Here is a 19,278-nt window from a genome sequence, read left to right as displayed (position 1 = left end):
AAGTTTAATATTAAAGAAAGGCTTTGTCTATAGGTTCCCAAAGTTCAATTTTGTTTCCTTCGTTATCTAATATCCAACCAAATTTACCGTAGTCATATTCTTCTATTTCACCTAAAATGGTAACGCCTTCTTTTTTTAATTCTACCAATAATTCAGCTAAATTTTCAACTCTGTAATTAAACATAAAGTCTTTTTTAGAAGGTTTAAAATGATTGGTGTCTTTAGGAAACGGACTCCATTGTGTAGAACATTTATTACCATCTTTGTCTTTCCACCAAAAAGTACAACCCCAATCGTCGGTGTTAAAACCTAAATGATTTTTATACCATTCTTTTGTTGTTTTAGCATCTTCAGTTTTAAAAAATACACCACCAATGCCTGTTACTCTATTTTTCATTTCTTTAAGTTTTTATAAAGATTAGAAACTAGTAGAATTTTGCTTTAATTTTATCTACAATTGTTTGTGCTAATCGTTCTTTGCTTTCAATTGTCCAACCTGCCACATGTGGAGATAGAAGCACTTGTTCTGAATTTATTAAATATTGAAAAGCTTCCGGCATTTTATCATCAGAAAAAAGGTTTTCGAAAGAAGTTTTTTCATACTCTAAAACATCTAAACCTGCGCCTAATATTTTACCTGATTTTAAAGCAGAAACTAAATCTTTTGTTACAACAGATTTTCCACGAGCCGTATTTATCAACCAAAAATTCTTTTTAAACCCATTGATAAAATCAGTGTTTATCATGTTTTTTGTCAGTTCAGTTTGCGGTGTGTGTAAACTTAAAATGGCTGCTTTTTCTTGTAATTCTTTTAATGAAACTTGTTTGCAATTTGCATCACCAACATTTGGTTTTATATCATAACACAAAACTTCCACATTAAAACCACGTAGTTTTTTAGCAAATGATTTCCCCATGTTTCCATAGCCAATTAACCCAACCGTTCTTCCGTCTAGCTCAATTCCGCGGTTTTCTTCGCGCAACCATTTTCCGTTTCTAACTTCTTTATCAGCTTTATTAAGCTTGTTAAATAATGATAATAACATACCTAAGGCATGTTCTCCAACGGCGTTTCTATTTCCTTCTGGAGCAGCAATTAATGTAACGTCTTTGCTTTCTGCATACGTACAATCTATATTCTCTAAACCTGCACCAACACGTCCAATAAATTTTAGGTTTGTGGCTTTGTCTAAAAAAGCTTTATCAATAGAAAAACGACTTCTAATGATAAATCCATCGTATAAATGAATTTTAGCTTCAATTTCTTCTTTAGAAGACGTGTAATCTTCATCGTTTTGATATCCTAAATCATTTAATTGATTTATTAAAAGCGCGTGGTTAGCGTCTAGATGTAATATTTTCATTTTAGATTTTTAGATTATTGGAATTTTAGATTTTTAGAGAAGAATTAAACTTAGACATCATTTTAATAACTTGTTGAAGAGTGTTATTAAGATTCTCAAGTTCTTTTTTATCTATAAAACCTAAATCAAAGGAAATTAAAAGTTGTGTTTCTATTTCATAACAAGATCCTAAAGAAATTCTTAGAAAGCGTTTAAAATCTTTATTTGAACTTTTAGCTGTTCCTTCAGCGATATTAGAAGGTATAGAGACTACTGCTCTTCTTAGTTGAGAAATTAATCCAAACTTTTCATCAGAAGGAAAAGTCTTAGTAACAATGTAGATATCAGTGCAAAATGCTCTACTTAATTGCCAGAATTTTAAATCTTTATACCTGTGCATATTTTATAAATTTTTAAATAACTAGATTGTTAATAAATTGCTAGTTTCATTCATCCAATTTTAGAATGTTTACTTCAAATCTAACAATCTAATTATCTAATAACAGCTACCTAATACTGTTCTTTATCATTAGGAAAATCTCCACTTTTTACATCATCAATATAAGTTTCAAAAGCACCTGTCATGTCTTTATATAAATCTAAATACCTACGTAAAAAACGAGGATGAAATTCATGTGTCATTCCAAGCATATCATGGGTAACTAAAACTTGACCATCTACACCATTTCCGGCTCCAATACCAATTACCGGAATAGAGATTGCGTCGGCTACTTTTTTAGCTAATTTTGCAGGTACTTTTTCTAAAACAACGGCAAAACAACCAATTTTTTCTAACATTAAAGCATCTTCCATTAATTGATCTGCTTCTTCCTCTTCTTTAGCTCTAACGGTATATGTACCAAATTTATAGATAGATTGTGGCGTTAAACCTAAATGCCCCATTACTGGAATACCTGCATTTAAAATACGTTTTATAGATTCTTTAATTTCTTTACCACCTTCTAATTTTATAGAATGCCCGCCACTTTCTTTCATAATTCTAATAGCAGAACGTAGCGCTTCTTTTGGATCAGATTGATAACTACCAAAAGGTAAATCTACCACCACCAAACAGCGACTAATTGCTCTAACTACAGAACTAGCATGATAAATCATTTGATCTAAAGTAATAGGTAATGTAGTTTCATGACCCGCCATAACGTTAGAGGCAGAATCTCCTACTAAAAGAACATCAATACCAGCCCCATCTAAAATTTTTGCCATTGTAAAGTCATACGCAGTTAACATGGAAATTTTCTCTCCATTCTTCTTCATATCTACTAGAGATTTTACAGTAACTTTTTTATATTCTTTCTTTGCTGTTGACATACTTTTTGTTTTTTATGTATATGTAAATGTATGAAAAAGCAACAAATATGTAACAAGTTTATATTTTGCAGAGATCACTATTTTTCTAGAATTAAATTAAGTATCAATTTAATTTTAATGAACTGTAAATAAGTTTTTTATATTGTGTTTCTCCTTTCATTTTCTTTCACTATCAAATTTTTTTTTTTGTTAAAATAGCGTTAAAAGAAATAGTTGTTTTACTTATACTAAAATAAGAGGAAATTGTAAAGCGATTTTTAATAAAAAATTGCACTATATTTGGGCTTTATTATAAAATGATACAAGAGCAAGTTTTATTAAATACCGACAAATGGATAGATAATTATGCAGATTATATGTATAATTATGCTGTTGTGCGCGTAAATAATGGTGATTTGGCTAAAGATTTGGTTCAAGACACCTTTTTTGCGGGTTTAAAATCTGCTAAAAATTTTCAAGGAAAATCTACGGAAAGAACTTGGTTAATTTCAATTTTAAAAAGAAAAATAATAGATCATTATAGAAAAATAAATTCTATAAAAGGACAAGCTGAAGTTCGAATGAATTTTTATGACGATGGTGAGAATGAAGGAAATTGGTTAGAAGAAAGAGTGCCACAAAGTTGGGATAATCAATCTGAAAAATCAATTGAAAATGAAGAATTAAAAAGTCAGTTAGATTCTTGTATAGATGCTTTACCAGAAAAGTATGCAATGGTTTTTAGAATGAAAACCATACAAGAGTTTGAAACCGAAGAAATTTGTAAGGAATTAGATATTACAGCGTCTAACCTATGGGTTATCATTCATAGAGCAAGAACACAGCTCAGAAAATGTATGGAAGATAATTGGTTTAATAATTAAGACATGTTTAAAAGTTTGAAAATTACTTGCGACGAAGCCACAACTATTTGTGACAAAAGCCAATACGGTGCTGCTACTTTAGCAGAAAAAGTGAAATTGAATATTCATTTTTTACAGTGTAGAATTTGCTCATTATACACAAAGCAAAATAATGCGCTTACAAAAATATACAAAGGTCATTCTAAAAGTTGTAAAGAAACAAAGCGTTGTTTAAGCAAAGAAGAAAAGGATGCTTTAAAAAAAGAATTAGAAAAAATTAAGATATAATAATATTTTCGTGATTTTTAGAAAATCACATTTTTTGATTTTTTGTTAGATAGAAACGGGATTTATAGAAATATAGATTCCGTTTTTTTGTACCTTTGATTTTGTCCTTTCTAGCGGCAGTAGAAAGTTTTGTTCTTTAATCAATTAATAAGGTCTAGACTGCGCTCAACCAAACAATACCATGCATTTTTTACCAGAAAATATAGACAATTATGTTGTAGATCACTCACAACAAGAACCTACAATTTTAAAAGAATTAAGTAAAGAAACTTGGCAAAAGGTGTTAAACCCTAGAATGTTAAGTGGTGCTTTTCAAGGGCGAGTACTGTCTATGATTTCTAAACTGATTCAACCTAAAAACATTTTAGAAATTGGTACTTATACAGGGTATTCTGCATTGTCTTTAGCAGAAGGTTTAGCATCTGAAGGAAAAATTTTTACTTTAGATAAAAACGAAGAATTAGAAACGTTACAAAATAAATATTTCGAAAAATCTGGTTTTAGAAATCAAATAATACAATATGTTGGTAATGCCATAGAAATTATACCCACTATTGATGAAAAATTTGATTTGATTTTTATTGATGCAGATAAATCTAACTACATTAATTATTTTCACTTAATAATTGATAAAATGAATTCTGGAGGTGTTATTTTGTCTGATAATGTACTTTGGAGTGGAAAGGTAGTAGAAGAATTAGACCCTAAAGATAAAGACACCAAAGTACTTTTAGAATACAATAGATTGCTTAATGCAGATAATAGAATAGAAACTGTTTTATTGCCTATAAGAGATGGATTAACAATAAGTAGGGTAAAATAATTAGTTAATAAAAACAGGTTCATAAAAAGGTAAAACGCTTACATATTACGTTTTATAGGTCCTGTAATATCATCAATACTATCTTTTACATCTGTAATTTCTTTGTTGATGTTTTTTGTGATATCGGTATCTATCCCTATTTTCTCTGAACTTTCGTTAATTTCCCTTTTAATGTCATTGGTTGCATCTTTAACCTGACGCATTCCTTTTCCTAATCCTCTGGCTATTTCAGGAATCTTATCTGCACCAAAAAGCATTACCACGATTAACATGACAACCATTATTTCTGGACCGCTAATAAATAAAAGAGTTGAATTCATATTACAAAGATAATTACTTTTTAATCAATATTCTCTTAATATTAATTAACATTTTTAAGTGTATATGTTCCTTAAAACATAGTTCTCCTTTCACTTTTAACGATGCTTAATAGCACCTATTTATAACTTTAAATAAATATTATTTGTTGTTTTTAGTTCTATAACGGTTAAGTTATTTATCACTAAAAAGTGATAAATAGATGTAAAGTAACTTCACTGAAAATAGTTAGATGTCTCACCATTTTCAGTGAGAACAAATTTCACTGTTTTCAGGGATTGATAAGTGTTTTTTTTATAGTTAAATTTGAATAGTAATATTCAACACTAAAACACTAAAACATTAAAATGAAAATGAAAATGAAAAAATTAAAAATTATTACTACATTATTCTTTTGTATTATTTTATTAAACAATTGTCAACAAGATGATGTAACTCCTGAAGAAGTAGACAGTATCTCTTTAGCTATTAATAAGCTAAGAGAGGATAACATTATGGTTTTTAACTCTACAAAAGGAAATGGTTTAATAGTAGCAGAACGTGATGGTTTTGAAGATGGATTTGCTTCTGGTGCTCCTGGTGATATAATTTGTCAGGGATCAGGGATTAGTTTTGCTAGATGTGTTAGAAAGCAATTAGATAAAGGTACTGTTCTAAAAGTTTATAAAAAAGGAGACATGTATTATGCAGAAGAAATGGAGAAGTCTGTAATTTATGATTCTAAAACTTATAATGAAGACGATGAAGGCGATGAATATAATGCAGGGGGCGGAGAAGAACCAGAAGAATAAAAACGCAATTTTATATAAAAAATAGTAGTTAAGTGCAAACTAAATTGTTTGTGTTTAACTACTATTTTTATTAATAATAAGAAAGTAAAAGCATTTTCACTTTACTACTTTTTATATACAAAAATTCTATTTTTAATAGAAGTCAACTTCATTCTCCTACACTTAAAAATTAAACTTCGCTTGCCGATCGTACATAATAATGCTTCCCGCAACAGAAACGTTTAAACTCAATTCCGATTTAAACTTTACCAAATGATGCGATTTTTCAATAGCAGCGTTAGACAACCCATGATCCTCTGCGCCTAATAAATAAACACAACGTCTAGGATGCTTAAAAGTTTCTAATTGTACTGCTTTTTCGTCTAATTCTACACCAACTAACATGGCACCTTTTGGTAAATTATTAAAGAAATCTTCGAAAGTTTCGTAATGAAAATAGGGCATTGCACCTGTAGCTTTGTGTGTATCGCAAGCTTGTTTTGCATAGCGATTGCCAATGGTAAAAATAAAACTAGCCCCCATGTTTTGGGCAGAACGCCAAAGTACCCCTAAATTTTCAGGCGTTTTTCCATTCTGAATTCCAATGCCGAAAAAACCTTGTTCTAAATTATTAACCAACGTGAGTTCGATGTAAGAAATTTTAATTAAACCTATAAAAAAAGCAGAATATTTAGTATATTAAAGTACTGAATTCTAATATATTAATAAATATCCTGCTTATGATTTCTGATAGTAAAATTATAGAAATTTTCTGTTCTTTAGATGATTTTATGAAAGAATTTAACTTAATTCTTAATAAAAACAGCATTTCTGATGGTTCAACAACTAAAAAACGTAATAGAAAGTTCAAAATGTCTGATAGTGAAGTGATGACCATACTTGTTATATTTCACCTAAAGTCTTACCGAAACCTTAAACACTTTTACTTAAACCATATTTGTAAATACAGACAAGATCTGTTTCCAGATTGTGTTTCTTATAATAGATTTGTAGAACTTCAAAAAAAGGTTACACAACCTTTAGCCGTTTTTATGAAAATGTATTGTTTAGGCGATTGCACAGGTATCTCTTTTATTGATTCTACTCCTTTAAAAGTATGTCACTATAAAAGAGAAAAACAACATCAAGTATTTAAAGATATTGCCAAAAAAAGCTATGGAACTATGGGGTGGTATTTTGGATTTAAACTACATATTGTCTGCAATGACAAAGGAGAAATTATTGATTTTATGTTCACTCCAGCCAATGTAGATGACAGATTCCCTCTCAAACAAAAGAAGTTTCACGACAAATTATTTGGAAAAATTTTTGGAGACAAAGGATATATTGGGAAAGATTTATTTGAAAGACTTTTTGTAGACGGAATTCATTTAATAACTAAAGTTCGAAAAAACATGAAAAAGAAAGCAATGGACTATATGGATAAAGTTATCCTAAGAAAAAGAGCAATCATCGAAACAGTAAATGATGTACTAAAAAACACTTGCCAAATTGAACATTCTAGACATAGATCTTTTGATAATTTCATAACAAATATGATCTCTGGATTAATTGCATATTCTTTTTTACCTAAAAAACCTTCTATAAAAATCCCGAATATGTTACCGAATATTGCGATTGATTAGCTCGAACTCACGTTAACCATTACTTTTTAATCAACATTCTTTTAATCTCGTTCAATTTCATTAAGGCTTCAATAGGGGTTAACGTATCAATATTTGTAGCAAGAATTTCTTCTTTAATATTTTCTAATAAAGGATCATCTAACTGAAAGAAACTTAGTTGCATTTCTTCCTCTTGAGTTTGTTTTAAAACATCTTTAACTTCGGCATTTTTATTGTTTTTTTCTAATTGTGCTAATATTTTATTCGCTCTATGAATTACCATATTTGGCATTCCAGCTAATTTAGCTACATGAATACCAAAACTATGATCAGAACCTCCAGAAACCAGTTTACGTAAGAAAATAATGGTGTTTTCTAATTCTTTTACAGACACATTAAAGTTTTTAATGCGCTCAAAAGTGGTAGTCATTTCATTCAATTCATGATAATGCGTGGCAAACAATGTTTTTGCTTTGGTAGGATGCTCGTGTAAGAACTCAGATATGGCCCAAGCAATCGATATTCCGTCATAAGTAGAGGTTCCTCTACCAATTTCATCTAAAAGAATTAAACTGCGCTCAGAAACGTTATTTAAGATGGATGCCGTTTCATTCATTTCTACCATAAAAGTAGATTCGCCCATAGAAATATTATCACTGGCACCAACTCTGGTAAAAATTTTATCTACAATACCAATTTTTGCATTCTGAGCCGGAACATAACTTCCCATTTGTGCTAATAAAACAATCAATGCGGTTTGTCTTAAAATAGCAGATTTACCAGACATATTTGGCCCAGTAATCATAATTATTTGTTGCTGAGTTCTGTTCAACACCACATCGTTTGCAATATATGTTTGATCAATTGGCAACTGTTTTTCAATTACTGGGTGACGACCATTTTTAATTTCTAAATCGGTGCTTTCATCCATAATCGGACGCACATAATTGTTATCAATCGCTAAAACAGAAAAAGAGAGTAAACAATCTATTTTTGCTATAACCTGTGCATTTTCTTGGACAAGCTGTACATACTGAATGATGTATTGTAATAATTTAGAAAAAATTTCTTGCTCTAATTTGGCTATTTTTTCTTCGGCACCTAAAATTTTGGTTTCGTATTCTTTTAATTCTTCGGTAATATAACGCTCTGCATTTACCAAAGTTTGTTTACGAATCCATTCTTCTGGCACTTTGTCTTTATGCGAGTTTCTAACTTCTATATAATACCCAAAAACGTTGTTAAACGAAATCTTTAAACTCGTAATTCCGGTTCGTTCTGTTTCACGTTTTAGCATGTTATCTAAATACGTTTTTCCAGAATTAGAAATGGTTCGTAAATCGTCTAATTCTTGATGAACGCCTGTGGCAATGGCATTCCCTTTGTTGATGTTAACAGGAGCGTCATCAAACAAAGTTTGGTTAATTTTTTCAATTAAATCGGCACAAGTATGTAATTGATTTCCGAGTGCTTTTACCGTGTTATTTTTACTTTCTTCTGCGGATGTTTTTATCGGCAGAATCGCTTTTAAAGAATCTTTTAACAATACAATTTCTCTTGGTGAAGCTTTACCTGTGGCAACTTTAGAAATTAATCGTTCTAGATCTGATATTTGTTTTAGTTGATAGGTTACTGTTTGAGAAAATTTATCAGAATCTATAAAGAATTTTACCAATTCATGACGGTTTTTAATGGCGTCGATGTTTTTTAATGGCAATGCCAACCAACGCTTTAATAAACGTCCGCCCATTGGCGAAATAGTTTTATCAATAACATTTAAAAGTGTGACTGCGTTTATAGAATTTGGGTTATACAATTCTAAATTTCTGACTGTAAAACGATCCATCCAAACATAATTGTCTTCTGCAATTCTGCTAATATGCTGAATGTGTTTTAGTTGATTGTGTTGCGTTTCCGACAAGTAATACATAACGGCGCCGGCAGCAATAATTCCGTTTTTAACATCTTCAATTCCAAAACCTTTTAAGCTTTTTACTTCAAAATGATTGTGCAATGTTTCGTTTGCATATTCCTTTTGAAAAACCCAATCGTCTAAATAAAATGTATAATATCGGTTTTCAAATAATTCTAAAAATTGTTGTTTATGTTGTTTCTGAACCAAAACTTCACTCGGACTAAAATTTTGCAACAATTTATCTATGTATTCTGCATTTCCTTGCGCTACTAAATATTCACCAGTAGAAACATCAAGAAATGAAATTCCGAGTTGTTTGGTTGCTGAGCGTGTCGAAGTATCAAAATGAACAGCCGCTAAAAAGTTGTTTGTTTTGGTTTGTAAAACTTCATCGTTTAAAGAAACTCCAGGCGTAACCAATTCTGTAACACCACGTTTTACAATGGTTTTGGTCATTTTTGGGTCTTCTAACTGGTCGCAAATAGCAACACGCATTCCTGCTTTTACCAACTTTGGTAAATAGGTATTTAAAGAATGATGCGGAAAACCTGCCAAGGCAGTTTCGGTTTCACTTCCAGCACCACGTTTTGTCAATGTAATTCCTAAAACTCCGGCAGCTTTTTTAGCGTCTTCACCAAAAGTTTCGTAAAAATCTCCTACTCTAAAAAGTAACATCGCATCAGGATATTTATTCTTGATTGCATTGTATTGTTTCATTAAAGGAGTTACCTTTTTTGGTTTTGATTTTGCCAAGTTTTTGGAAATTTTCAGTTAGTTTTGCGAAGATAAAAATTAGTAAGCAGTAATCAGTAGCAGTTTGCAGTGAACTTATTCACAAAACAAAGTTAGGTTTGGCTAATGCCATTTTAGATGTTTATAATTATCTAGCTAAAGCAGGATGTAATTCAATTGGATTAAATACAACTGAATTTAATTTGATAAAATGCAGCACATCAATTGCAATGGGTTTTAACCCAATTGTTATAAATAATGAACAAAATATTGGCTTTAGCCAAACTAAATTATGAGAAAATTAAAGAATAACGAATTAGGTAGAATTACAGTTGATGAATTTAAAACTGTAGCGAAAACTCCAATTATAGTAGTATTAGACAATATTAGAAGTTTAAATAACATTGGTTCTGTTTTTAGAACGAGTGATGCTTTTTTGATTGAAAAGATCTACTTGTGTGGTATTTGTGCAACTCCGCCTAATAAAGATATTCATAAAACGGCTTTAGGAGCAACAGAATCTGTTGCTTGGGAATATGTAGAAGACACGTTAACTTTAGTAGAAAAATTAAAAGCAGACGGTGTACAAGTATTGGCTGTTGAGCAAGCAGAAAATAGTACAAAATTGAATACTTTTTATCCGACGAAAGGAGAAAAATATGCCATTGTAATGGGTAATGAAGTAAAAGGAGTGCAACAAGAAGTGGTAAGTGCTGCTAATTTATGCTTAGAAATTCCGCAATTAGGTACCAAACATTCTTTAAATATATCTGTAACTACAGGTGTTGTTTTGTGGGATTTATTTCAAAAAATTAATGAATTGTAGTTGACTTTAATTCTAAAAATCTATTTTTAAGGCTTCAAAAAAAATACCCTATTTTTATGATGCTTAAAGAAAAAGATTTTAAAGAATTAGAAATAAATTTGAACCATTGTAAAAGATGACTAAATATAAATTTCTTGAAAAATTAAGATGTTTATCTTTTACCCCAAAAAAGACTCTTTTTTTACTTTTTTTACTCAGTTTTACCGTGTTTTCTCAAAAAAAAGATGGTGATTCTATTACTGTTTTATTAAAAGAATATAAAAAGACAAAACAAACTAATTTACCCCAAAAAGCATTTTTATTAGCAGAAAAAAGTAAAACCGATTCTATACTAAAGTGTACGTATGTTAATTTTGGTAAGCGTAGTTTTTTTAATGAAGATTTGGTTAATTTAGAGCTGTCTGCAAAAAAACTGCACCAATATTATACTAGAACTAAAGACACTACGGTTTTAGCCAAAGAGTATTATTATAGAGCACTGTATTTTAAACTTCAATTTAAACCAGACAGTACTTTTTATTATTATAACAAGTCTAAAAATATTTCTGTTCTATTAAAAGATTCTCTCGAAGCAACAAGAAGATTACTTCCTATGGCTGCCATTCAGTATGATGAAAAAGATTATTTAGGCAGCGAAAATTCTATTATAGAAGGGTTGCGTTTTGTAGAGCCACATATTGCAAAGTTTGGTTTTAAAAAATCGCCTTATGAAGTTTTTTTTACGGGTCTTTTGTATGAACGTTTAGGAAACGTAATGTTTATGACCGAAAGACAAGAAGAAGCTAGAAAAAATTATTTAAAATTTTTTGAACTTCAAAAGAAAAGTCCGCATTTAAAAATAAAATATGAAAAAGCCAGGTTATATAACCATTTAGCAAATACCTACGAATCTGAAGGAAATAACCAAAAAGCAATAGAATATTTTAATAAAAGTTTATCTATAGACAGCCTAAAATATAAAAGTGATTACAGATATGAATCTGCATTGGCGGGTTTTTCTTACAATAACTTTATGTTGGGTAATAAAAAAATAGCTTTAAAAGGATATTTAGAAGTCTTAAAATTGAGAGAAAAGAGAAACTATAAAAGAGGTTTGGTTATTTCTCATTCTATTTTAGGCGATTTTTATAAAGATGAAAATAATATTAAAAAAGCCATTTATCATTCTAAAAAAGGCTTAGAAAAAGCCAAAGAAATAAGCTATAATCGATATATTTTAGAAAACCTTTTTCGTTTATCAACCTTAATAAAAGGAGAAAAAGGAAGGTTACTTTTAGAAGAGCATTTTATATTAAATGACAGTTTGTATAGAAGAGAAAGATCTTTAAAAAATCAGTTTGCTAAAGTAAGGTATGAAACTGAAAAGAAGGACATAGAAAATAATCATTTAAAAGAAGAAAATACTAGAAAACAATTAGAGTTAGAAAAAGAAAAACAACAAAAAATAATTGGTTGGTTGCTTGCAGCAGGAAGTCTTTTATTTATTGGTTTTGGGGCAAGTATTGTTTCTAGTAGACGTAAGAAAATGCTTTTTGATGCAAAGTTACAGCAGGTAGAAGTAAGAGAAAAAGAGCGACAACAAATAGCAAAATCTTTGCACGATGAGGTTGCAGGAGATATTAGAACACTACATTTAAAACTAGCAAAAACAAACCAATTAGAAGAAGCCAAAAGTTTAGATGTTATAAAAGAAAATGTTCGTAATTTATCACATCAGTTAAGTAGCGAGAGTTTTGATAAGGTGTCCTTTAAAGATCAAATAATTAATTTAGTTTCAGATTATTTTGAGATTGACTTTAGAATAAAGGTTAAAAAAATTGATAGCGTTTTATGGAAATCCGTAAATAATTCTATTAAAAGAACTTTATTTTTAACGATTAGAGAAAGTATTCAAAATACTAAAAAACACGCAGAAGCTAATGAGGTTATTTTAAACTTTAGTGAAACTAAAAAACTAATTATCTTAACAATTTTAGACAACGGTAAAGGCTTTAATGTTAATGCTAAGAAAAATGGAATTGGGTTAAAAAATTTAAAAGAAAGAATAGAAGAAATTAGTGGTGTTTTTAGTATTGAAAGTGAACTAGAAAAAGGAACAAAAACAACAATTGAAATCCCTAAAAATGGCTAATAAATTACGAATATTAATTGTAGACGATCATCAATTAGTAATACAAGGAATTTTATGTTCTTTAAAAGATGTTGGAGACTTTGATGTGGTTGCAACGAATACTTGTGATGATGCTTTTCAGTTGATAAAAACGCACCAAAATACAAACCCTTTTCACTTGTTATTTACAGATTTAAGTTTTGATAATACTACCGAGGAAACAAATTTAGATGGAGGAGAAGAGTTGATAAAAGCCATTAGAAATAATGAATTTGATATTAAAATAGCCGTTATAACTGGGCATACAGAAACCAATAGAGTGTATAATGTAATTAGCAATTTAAACCCCAATGCCTATTTATTAAAAAGTAAATGTGATGCGACAGAAATTGGTTTTGCGGTTCAAAAAATGTTAGCTAACGATTACTATTACACACATGAAATTCATCAAAAAATAATGCGTAGAAACATTGTTCAAATACAAATGGATGATGTAGCTGTTCAAATTTTAAAAGCGCTCCCAAATTATCCTAAAATAAGCAATTTAGAAGGGGTAATAACAAAGGCAGATGATACTCCTATAAAACTACGTTCTATAGAAACAAAATTATGTAATTTAAGAGCAGATTTAAATGCAAAAAATAATACAGATTTAGTACTTAAGGCAAAAGAATTAGGTATTATAGATTAATTTAAAAGTATTATTTTAATTGTTTTAGTCTAAAAAATATTCTTTTCTGCGGTAAACCACATTTTTACTTTCGGTTTTTTACATTCCCTAGTTTTAAATAAGTTGTATTTTTGTTGTATAATTATATATATATAATTGGGGAATTATTGCAGATACCTGTATGGATATCGAAACATGAAAAAAGAATAAAACCTTTCAGTTTATCTGAAAGGTTTTTTTATGATTTTAAAAAAGTATAATCTTTATTGATTAATTTGTTTTGCATTCTCTATTTTTTTGGAAGAAATAAATTGTTTCAAAAAAGGAAAGACTTAAAAACCTAAGACCAACTTAGCAATACTAAAGTAGATTAAAATACCTAAAATATCATTACTTGTGGTAATAAATGGCCCTGTAGCTAAAGCAGGATCTATACCTTTTCTTGCTAAAATAATAGGAATAAATGTTCCAATAATTGAGGCAATAATAATAACAGAAACCAAAGATGCTGCTACCGTAATACCTAAGTTTAAATTAAAACCTAAAAACAACATGCCTGCAGACATTAATAAGGCTGCTAAGACAAAACCGTTTAATAGACCTTGTAAAATTTCTTTTAATAATCTTTTAAAAAGAGAACCTTTTAAGCTGTCGTTTGCCAAACCTTGTACAATAATTGCAGAAGATTGTACACCTACATTACCTGCCATGGCCGCAATTAAAGGTGTGAAGAAAAAAAGTTCTGGAAAATTTTTCATTGCACCATCAAAACTACCTAAAACAGAAACAGAAACAAAGCCGCCAAATAGCGCTAAAATTAACCAAGGTAAACGTGCTTTTGTAAGTTCCCAAATAGTATCATCTGCTTCTACATCTTTAGAAAAACCAGCAGCCATTTGGTAATCTTTATCTGCTTCTTCTCTAATAACGTCTAAAATATCGTCAATGGTAATTCTACCCACCAAAACATTATTATCATCTACCACGGGTATGGCTTCTAAATCGTATTTTGCCATTATTTTAGCAACGGCCTCTTCACCTTCATGTACGTTTACAGAGTCTACTTTTGCTTTACAAATGTCTGCAATTTTATGGTCGGATTTGGCAATAATTAAGTCTTTTAAAGACATTCTACCCACTAATTTATCCTCTTTATCTACTACGTAAATAGAATGCACTCTGGTTACATCTTTGGCTTGTCCTCTAATTCTTCGCATGCATCCAGCAACGGTCCAAGTTTCATAAACCTTTACCAATTCTTTTGCCATTAATGCACCAGCAGAATCATCATTATAAGATAATAATTCTTTAATATCTGCTGCATGATCATCATCTTCTAATGCAGAAATTACACGATGTTGACGCTCTTCGGATAGTTCTCCAATAATATCAGCAGCATCATCCGTGTCCATTTCTCTAACTTCATCAGCAATTTCTTTTGCAGATAAGTTTTCTAAAATTTTTTCACGAGTATCTTCATCTAATTCTGTAAGAATTTCTGATGTTTTTTCGCTATCTAAAAGTTTAATGATATAAATAGCTTCATCAAAATTTACTTCGTCTAAAACTTCTGCAATATCTGCAAAATGGACTTCAGAAAATAAAGATGTTATTTCTTTATCATTATTAGAAATGATAAGCTCTGATAGGTTTTCTAAAAATTCATCAGTGATTTCAAATGTCATTTTCTGCTAATTTTTGCGTCAGTGAAATAAAGTCAGAAACAGATAATTGTTCTGGCCTTTTCGCAAAGATAGGCTCTTCTTTTAAGGTATCCGAAAGATTGAAAGATTTTAAACTAGATCTCAGCATTTTTCTTCGTTGATTAAACGCTGTTTTTACAACTCTAAAAAATAATTTTTCATCAACGGGAAGTGAATAATCCTTTTTTCTGATAAATCTGATAACACCAGAATCTACTTTTGGAGGTGGATTAAAAACTGTTGGTGGTACAGTAAAAAGATATTCTACATCAAAAAAAGCTTGTGTTAAAACAGATAGAATTCCGTAAACCTTAGAGCCTTCTTTTTCTGCAATTCTTTTGGCTACTTCTTTTTGGAACATACCTGCAAATTCTGGTACAAACTCCCTATTTTCTATCGCTTTAAAAACAATTTGAGTAGAAATGTTATAAGGAAAATTCCCTATAATTGCCACTTGTTTTTTATTAAAAATATCTTGAATGTTGTGCTTTAAAAAATCACCTTCAATAATTTCAAAATGTTCTTTAGAGGTATCTAATTTAATATGTTCTAGTGGAAATGTATCGTGTAAATATGCAACCGACTCCCTGTCTAATTCCATAACAGTAACTTTTGCTTTTTTAGGCAATAAGTATTTGGTTAAAACGCCCATTCCAGGACCAATTTCTAAAACGTCATCATAACCATTACCGGTTAATGCATTGGCAATATCTTCTGCAATAGTTTCATCCATTAAAAAATGCTGACCTAAATGTTTTTTTGCTTTAACTGACATACTGTTCTTTTTTACTTCGATTACAAATGTACTGTTAAAAATTGGCATAATTTTTGGTTCATTTCAGTTTTAAAATCAACCAAAATGCATAGAAAATTTCTACTAATAGCTGTTTTAATTTTCAGTATAAATACCACGCTGTTTTCTCAAGAAGGAAAATTAGACAAAGGAAAAAAAAGCTTAAATAGAACAAATTATTCAAATTCTGGAGGAAAAAAATCAACAAAAAACACTAATTCTAGTGGGAATACTTCTAATAACGATGATACCATAAATCCTTTTGTTGGAATTGTTTGGGGGCTTTTTGCTTACACGGTTTATGGTGCTTTTGTAGAAACTCCTTGGGAAGTGAATGGCAGAATGCATGATGCAGAATTTTCTAATTATGCATATAAAGAAAATAGGTATGGTAATTTTATTTATACAGATTCTACCAATTATAATATTACAAGATTTGATATTACCAACAATTTTGTAATTGAAAATAAGAATTTATATGGAAATAATTTTGGACTAAATTTTCGTTTTCTAAAACGTTTTGCAGTAGATTTAGATTATTTGTATCTCTCTGAAAAAGTAAATGGAAAAAGAGATTCTTTTTCTTTATATTCTGCTTTGTTAAAATACCACAGAATTAGAACTCAAAGATTTGATGCTTGGTTTGGTCTAGGAATGATGTACGTTGCAAATGAGGTAAATAAAACAGGTTTTGGTTTGGGGGTTGGAGCAGAACTATTCATCGCTAAACCGATAAGTTTAGATTTTTTTCACAAATGGACAAATATTAATAACCAAGAAGTTCATAAAACAAAATTATTGTTAAAGTATCACATTCAAAATTATCAAATTTCTTCTGGATATGAGCATTTTAAGATTGGCGTTTCTAAAATAAATGCCTTTTCTATTGGTGTTGGTGCTAGTTTTTAATTAATGGTATTGGTAGGATAAAATTCTTTTATCAACTTTAACTCTGTTCTAAAAGCTAACATTTTATCACCAAATTTTTTAAGACTTTGCTGTTGTAATTTTTCTGCGTCGTGTTTATAATAATCGTCTAAATCTTCTCTTGTATTGGCAGTATATTGTATGGAATACGTTCTACCACCCATTTCTTCTTCAACCAAAACTTCGGTTAGTTTTGCAGCGGTAAACCTACCAGTATTTAATACTTTTAAAACATGCGTTTCCATAAAGGTAAGCCATTCTTTATGAACCGTTTCATCTATATTTATTGTTACGTTGTATATGTACATAGTTGGTTTTTAGTTATTGGTTTTTGGTTGATGGTGTTATTGGTTTTTAGTTCCTAGTTTTTAGTTTTTGGATAAAAGTTGTATAAAATTTATTGAACCAACAATTAATAACCATAAACCAACAACTATAAATTATCTCCTCTTAATTTTCGATATTTATTTCTGGCATCTACTAGATAAATACTAGAAGAATAATCAAAAATAATCTTTTGATAATATTCTGACGCCTTTTCTGGATTGTTTAATTGATTATTATACAATTGGGCAATTTCATAATATACATCATCGGCATAAATTCCTTGGTTATCGGCAGTAATAATTTTAGTAAAACTGATGATAGCTTCCTCATATTTTTTTTGTTTGATGAGTAGTTTTGCTTTAAAAAATAACACATCATCGTAAATAACATCGCCTAGAGTTAATCCGTTTGCAAAAACGTTTTTAGGAGTAAATAAGCTTTGTAACTCTGCCAAAGCTTCCTCATTTTTATTCTGATAAGACAGTAATTCTGCCTTTGCTAGCTGTTTTAATCCGGAAGGAATAGAATCTAGAGGTTCATTGTCTGTAATCTTTAAAAACAGCTCTAAAGCGTCATTAGCAATCATTTGGGTTGTAGAACTCTTTAGTACTTTTAATTGAGCTTTAGCCCAAGTAAAATCGCCTTTAAAATAACTTGTTTGGGCTACTTTAAAACGTGCTTGTTGTGCTAATTCGTGGTTTTTAAGTTGCGTCTGAATTTGAGAAAAATAAATTAATGCTTTGTTGTAGTTGCCTGTAAACACCAAAATATCTCCTAATTTTAATTTTATTCTTGCCTTATCAAATTTAGAGCTAGAAAAATGGATAGCAGCTTCTAAAACTTCTTTGGCTTCATTAGGTTTATTTTGATGAAAGGTTAAAAAATCTGCATATTCTACTTGTAGTTTTATGGTTGCCGTATTTTTTCCAAATTCATTAAAAAGGGATTCAAATAATTTTTCTGTGTTGGGGTTATTTGTAACCACTGCAATTTTTGCGAGGTATAAAGAAGCGTTAATTTTCTCTTCATTAGAGGTTGATTTTTCGGCAATAAAATCAAAACAATCTTTAGCTTCTTCGTAATTGGTGTTTTCAAAAGCTATTTTTCCTAAGCTAAAAATTGCAGTTAAATCGTCAGGATTTCTTTGGTACAATGCTTTTTCTTGTATCAATGCTTTATTATACTGTTTTTGTTGGGTAAATAGCCAACTTAACAACACATTCCACACATTTTTAGGGTTGCTTGCAGATTTTTTTAATAATGTTTTTCTAAAAACAATATTGGCTTCATTTTCAGAATCATCGGTAATGTATTTACTAGTATATCTTTGTACTAAACTAAAGTATTTATCATCTTTATCAACCAAATTCATGTAGGCTTCAAACATTTTTTTGTAATCGCCTTTTTCACCATAAATCTGTGCAATTTGAAAACTATAATTAGCATTTTCATTCTTAGCCATTGCTTTTTCATACGCTAAAATGGCGTTATCTAACAAGTTGTAGTCTTTAAAAATACGCCCTATAATTCCAGCAAAAGAAGGGTTTTTATCAATAGCTTTTAAAGCCAAATTATAGTTGGTTTCCGCCTGTTCTTTTAATTGTTGTTTTTCGTAGTTATAGCCTAAGTAGACATATAAAAAACCTTGTTCAGCATGTTTTTCTAGCTTTTTTTTTATTAATGTTTCTACTTCTAAAAATTGCCCTGTTTCTTGATAACAAGAAATCAATCTACTTAAGTACGATGTATTAAAAGGACTACTAGCATATAGTTTTTTAAATACTTGTGCTGCTTTTTCATATTCTCCTTCTCTGTAATAACTTTCTCCCAACAAATAATCGTTTTGAGCATAGCTAATACTAGCAATAGTAAGGAAAATAAGTAAAAAGAGTTTTTTCATATCAAATCAAAGATAATCAACATAAATGTTAAATTTT

General features: G+C 29.8%; 20 protein-coding genes. 9 read left to right on the top strand and 11 right to left on the bottom strand.

Annotated elements, in window-relative coordinates; translation table 11 throughout:
• Nucleotides 1–10: 10 nt before the first annotated feature.
• The 4 genes from GQR92_RS11635 to panB all read right to left on the bottom strand — a co-directional run bounded on the left by GQR92_RS11635 (nt 11) and on the right by panB (nt 2,672).
• Nucleotides 11–397 carry a VOC family protein gene (locus GQR92_RS11635; RefSeq protein WP_158839719.1) on the bottom strand — a complete coding sequence of 129 codons (387 nt, stop codon included), beginning with the start codon at nt 395–397 and terminating at the stop codon, nt 11–13.
• A 28-nt stretch (nt 398–425) separates the two neighbouring features.
• Nucleotides 426–1,364: a 2-hydroxyacid dehydrogenase gene (locus tag GQR92_RS11630; RefSeq protein ID WP_158839717.1), complete on the bottom strand. Its 939-nt coding sequence runs from the start codon at nt 1,362–1,364 to the stop codon at nt 426–428.
• Between the two features lie 25 nt (nt 1,365–1,389).
• Nucleotides 1,390–1,743, bottom strand: coding sequence for a four helix bundle protein (locus GQR92_RS11625; RefSeq protein ID WP_158839715.1), 354 nt, complete (start codon nt 1,741–1,743; stop codon nt 1,390–1,392).
• Between the two features lie 110 nt (nt 1,744–1,853).
• Nucleotides 1,854–2,672 carry a 3-methyl-2-oxobutanoate hydroxymethyltransferase gene (gene panB / locus GQR92_RS11620; protein ID WP_158839713.1) on the bottom strand — a complete coding sequence of 273 codons (819 nt, stop codon included), beginning with the start codon at nt 2,670–2,672 and terminating at the stop codon, nt 1,854–1,856.
• Nucleotides 2,673–2,968: 296 nt separating this feature from the next.
• On the opposite strand from panB, the gene GQR92_RS11615 reads away from it, so the two are divergent.
• From GQR92_RS11615 to GQR92_RS11605, 3 genes are all read left to right on the top strand, one after another.
• Nucleotides 2,969–3,535: a sigma-70 family RNA polymerase sigma factor gene (locus tag GQR92_RS11615; RefSeq protein WP_158839711.1), complete on the top strand. Its 567-nt coding sequence runs from the start codon at nt 2,969–2,971 to the stop codon at nt 3,533–3,535.
• A 15-nt stretch (nt 3,536–3,550) separates the two neighbouring features.
• Nucleotides 3,551–3,802, top strand: coding sequence for a hypothetical protein (locus GQR92_RS11610; RefSeq protein ID WP_233269842.1), 252 nt, complete (start codon nt 3,551–3,553; stop codon nt 3,800–3,802).
• 181 nt (nt 3,803–3,983) lie between these two features.
• The gene (locus GQR92_RS11605; protein ID WP_158839707.1) at nt 3,984–4,625 is read left to right on the top strand and encodes an O-methyltransferase; all 642 of its coding nucleotides are present in this window, start codon (nt 3,984–3,986) and stop codon (nt 4,623–4,625) included.
• 38 nt (nt 4,626–4,663) lie between these two features.
• Here the strand turns inward: GQR92_RS11605 and GQR92_RS11600 are convergent, their stop codons facing one another.
• The gene (locus GQR92_RS11600) at nt 4,664–4,945 is read right to left on the bottom strand and encodes a Sec-independent protein translocase subunit TatA/TatB (protein ID WP_158839705.1); all 282 of its coding nucleotides are present in this window, start codon (nt 4,943–4,945) and stop codon (nt 4,664–4,666) included.
• 357 nt (nt 4,946–5,302) lie between these two features.
• Here GQR92_RS11600 and GQR92_RS11595 point away from each other — a divergent pair, with 357 nt between their 5' ends.
• Nucleotides 5,303–5,734 (top strand): hypothetical protein, encoded by a 432-nt coding sequence (locus GQR92_RS11595; protein WP_158839703.1) that lies wholly within the window; start codon nt 5,303–5,305, stop codon nt 5,732–5,734.
• A 162-nt stretch (nt 5,735–5,896) separates the two neighbouring features.
• Here GQR92_RS11595 and GQR92_RS11590 read toward each other — a convergent pair whose 3' ends face one another.
• Entirely contained in the window at nt 5,897–6,352 is a 456-nt protein-coding gene (locus GQR92_RS11590; protein WP_158839701.1) for an RNA methyltransferase, read from the bottom strand.
• Nucleotides 6,353–6,453: 101 nt separating this feature from the next.
• On the opposite strand from GQR92_RS11590, the gene GQR92_RS11585 reads away from it, so the two are divergent.
• The gene (locus GQR92_RS11585) at nt 6,454–7,359 is read left to right on the top strand and encodes an IS982 family transposase (RefSeq protein ID WP_158837965.1); all 906 of its coding nucleotides are present in this window, start codon (nt 6,454–6,456) and stop codon (nt 7,357–7,359) included.
• Nucleotides 7,360–7,378: 19 nt separating this feature from the next.
• On the opposite strand, the gene mutS is transcribed toward GQR92_RS11585, so the two are convergent.
• Nucleotides 7,379–9,970, bottom strand: a complete 2,592-nt coding sequence (mutS, locus tag GQR92_RS11580) for a DNA mismatch repair protein MutS (protein ID WP_441339146.1) — start codon at nt 9,968–9,970, stop codon at nt 7,379–7,381.
• 307 nt (nt 9,971–10,277) lie between these two features.
• On the opposite strand from mutS, the gene GQR92_RS11575 reads away from it, so the two are divergent.
• From GQR92_RS11575 to GQR92_RS11565, 3 genes are all read left to right on the top strand, one after another.
• Complete coding sequence (locus GQR92_RS11575; RefSeq protein ID WP_158839697.1) at nt 10,278–10,811, top strand: RNA methyltransferase; 534 nt, start codon at nt 10,278–10,280, stop codon at nt 10,809–10,811.
• Between the two features lie 205 nt (nt 10,812–11,016).
• Complete coding sequence (locus GQR92_RS11570; RefSeq protein ID WP_158839695.1) at nt 11,017–12,942, top strand: tetratricopeptide repeat-containing sensor histidine kinase; 1,926 nt, start codon at nt 11,017–11,019, stop codon at nt 12,940–12,942.
• Complete coding sequence (locus GQR92_RS11565; RefSeq protein WP_158839693.1) at nt 12,935–13,612, top strand: response regulator transcription factor; 678 nt, start codon at nt 12,935–12,937, stop codon at nt 13,610–13,612. Before GQR92_RS11570 ends, GQR92_RS11565 begins: the two co-directional genes overlap by 8 nt.
• Before the next feature lie 311 nt (nt 13,613–13,923).
• Here GQR92_RS11565 and mgtE read toward each other — a convergent pair whose 3' ends face one another.
• Both mgtE and rsmA read right to left on the bottom strand, forming a co-directional pair.
• On the bottom strand, nt 13,924–15,276 hold the full coding sequence (mgtE, locus tag GQR92_RS11560) for a magnesium transporter (protein ID WP_158839691.1): 1,353 nt from the start codon (nt 15,274–15,276) through the stop codon (nt 13,924–13,926).
• On the bottom strand, nt 15,266–16,069 hold the full coding sequence (gene rsmA, locus GQR92_RS11555; protein ID WP_158839689.1) for a 16S rRNA (adenine(1518)-N(6)/adenine(1519)-N(6))-dimethyltransferase RsmA: 804 nt from the start codon (nt 16,067–16,069) through the stop codon (nt 15,266–15,268). The genes mgtE and rsmA overlap by 11 nt, the downstream gene beginning before the upstream one ends.
• A gap of 84 nt (nt 16,070–16,153) precedes the next feature.
• On the opposite strand from rsmA, the gene GQR92_RS11550 reads away from it, so the two are divergent.
• Nucleotides 16,154–16,996 (top strand): hypothetical protein, encoded by an 843-nt coding sequence (locus tag GQR92_RS11550; RefSeq protein ID WP_158839686.1) that lies wholly within the window; start codon nt 16,154–16,156, stop codon nt 16,994–16,996.
• On the opposite strand, the gene GQR92_RS11545 is transcribed toward GQR92_RS11550, so the two are convergent.
• Both GQR92_RS11545 and GQR92_RS11540 read right to left on the bottom strand, forming a co-directional pair.
• Nucleotides 16,993–17,322: a DUF4286 family protein gene (locus tag GQR92_RS11545; protein WP_158839684.1), complete on the bottom strand. Its 330-nt coding sequence runs from the start codon at nt 17,320–17,322 to the stop codon at nt 16,993–16,995. The genes GQR92_RS11550 and GQR92_RS11545 overlap by 4 nt on opposite strands.
• A 125-nt stretch (nt 17,323–17,447) precedes the next feature.
• The gene (locus GQR92_RS11540) at nt 17,448–19,241 is read right to left on the bottom strand and encodes a tetratricopeptide repeat protein (protein ID WP_158839682.1); all 1,794 of its coding nucleotides are present in this window, start codon (nt 19,239–19,241) and stop codon (nt 17,448–17,450) included.
• Nucleotides 19,242–19,278: the final 37 nt, after the last annotated feature.

This window comes from Polaribacter sp. L3A8, assembly GCF_009796785.1.
Classification (GTDB): Bacteria; Bacteroidota; Bacteroidia; order Flavobacteriales; family Flavobacteriaceae; genus Polaribacter.
This window is presented reverse-complemented; position numbering and strand designations above follow the sequence as displayed.

What these genes read in the sequence shown, in the direction of transcription:
- GQR92_RS11625 (WP_158839715.1), bottom strand. Translation starts at nt 1,743, where the DNA reads ATGCACAGGTATAAAGATTTAAAATTCTGGCAATTAAGTAGAGCATTT.
- mutS (WP_441339146.1), bottom strand. Translation starts at nt 9,970, where the DNA reads ATGAAACAATACAATGCAATCAAGAATAAATATCCTGATGCGATGTTA.
- panB (WP_158839713.1), bottom strand. Translation starts at nt 2,672, where the DNA reads ATGTCAACAGCAAAGAAAGAATATAAAAAAGTTACTGTAAAATCTCTA.
- GQR92_RS11605 (WP_158839707.1), top strand. Translation starts at nt 3,984, where the DNA reads ATGCATTTTTTACCAGAAAATATAGACAATTATGTTGTAGATCACTCA.
- GQR92_RS11565 (WP_158839693.1), top strand. Translation starts at nt 12,935, where the DNA reads ATGGCTAATAAATTACGAATATTAATTGTAGACGATCATCAATTAGTA.
- GQR92_RS11615 (WP_158839711.1), top strand. Translation starts at nt 2,969, where the DNA reads ATGATACAAGAGCAAGTTTTATTAAATACCGACAAATGGATAGATAAT.
- GQR92_RS11575 (WP_158839697.1), top strand. Translation starts at nt 10,278, where the DNA reads ATGAGAAAATTAAAGAATAACGAATTAGGTAGAATTACAGTTGATGAA.
- GQR92_RS11585 (WP_158837965.1), top strand. Translation starts at nt 6,454, where the DNA reads ATGATTTCTGATAGTAAAATTATAGAAATTTTCTGTTCTTTAGATGAT.
- GQR92_RS11545 (WP_158839684.1), bottom strand. Translation starts at nt 17,322, where the DNA reads ATGTACATATACAACGTAACAATAAATATAGATGAAACGGTTCATAAA.
- GQR92_RS11540 (WP_158839682.1), bottom strand. Translation starts at nt 19,241, where the DNA reads ATGAAAAAACTCTTTTTACTTATTTTCCTTACTATTGCTAGTATTAGC.
- GQR92_RS11635 (WP_158839719.1), bottom strand. Translation starts at nt 397, where the DNA reads ATGAAAAATAGAGTAACAGGCATTGGTGGTGTATTTTTTAAAACTGAA.
- GQR92_RS11550 (WP_158839686.1), top strand. Translation starts at nt 16,154, where the DNA reads ATGCATAGAAAATTTCTACTAATAGCTGTTTTAATTTTCAGTATAAAT.
- GQR92_RS11630 (WP_158839717.1), bottom strand. Translation starts at nt 1,364, where the DNA reads ATGAAAATATTACATCTAGACGCTAACCACGCGCTTTTAATAAATCAA.
- GQR92_RS11600 (WP_158839705.1), bottom strand. Translation starts at nt 4,945, where the DNA reads ATGAATTCAACTCTTTTATTTATTAGCGGTCCAGAAATAATGGTTGTC.
- mgtE (WP_158839691.1), bottom strand. Translation starts at nt 15,276, where the DNA reads ATGACATTTGAAATCACTGATGAATTTTTAGAAAACCTATCAGAGCTT.
- GQR92_RS11595 (WP_158839703.1), top strand. Translation starts at nt 5,303, where the DNA reads ATGAAAAAATTAAAAATTATTACTACATTATTCTTTTGTATTATTTTA.
- rsmA (WP_158839689.1), bottom strand. Translation starts at nt 16,069, where the DNA reads ATGTCAGTTAAAGCAAAAAAACATTTAGGTCAGCATTTTTTAATGGAT.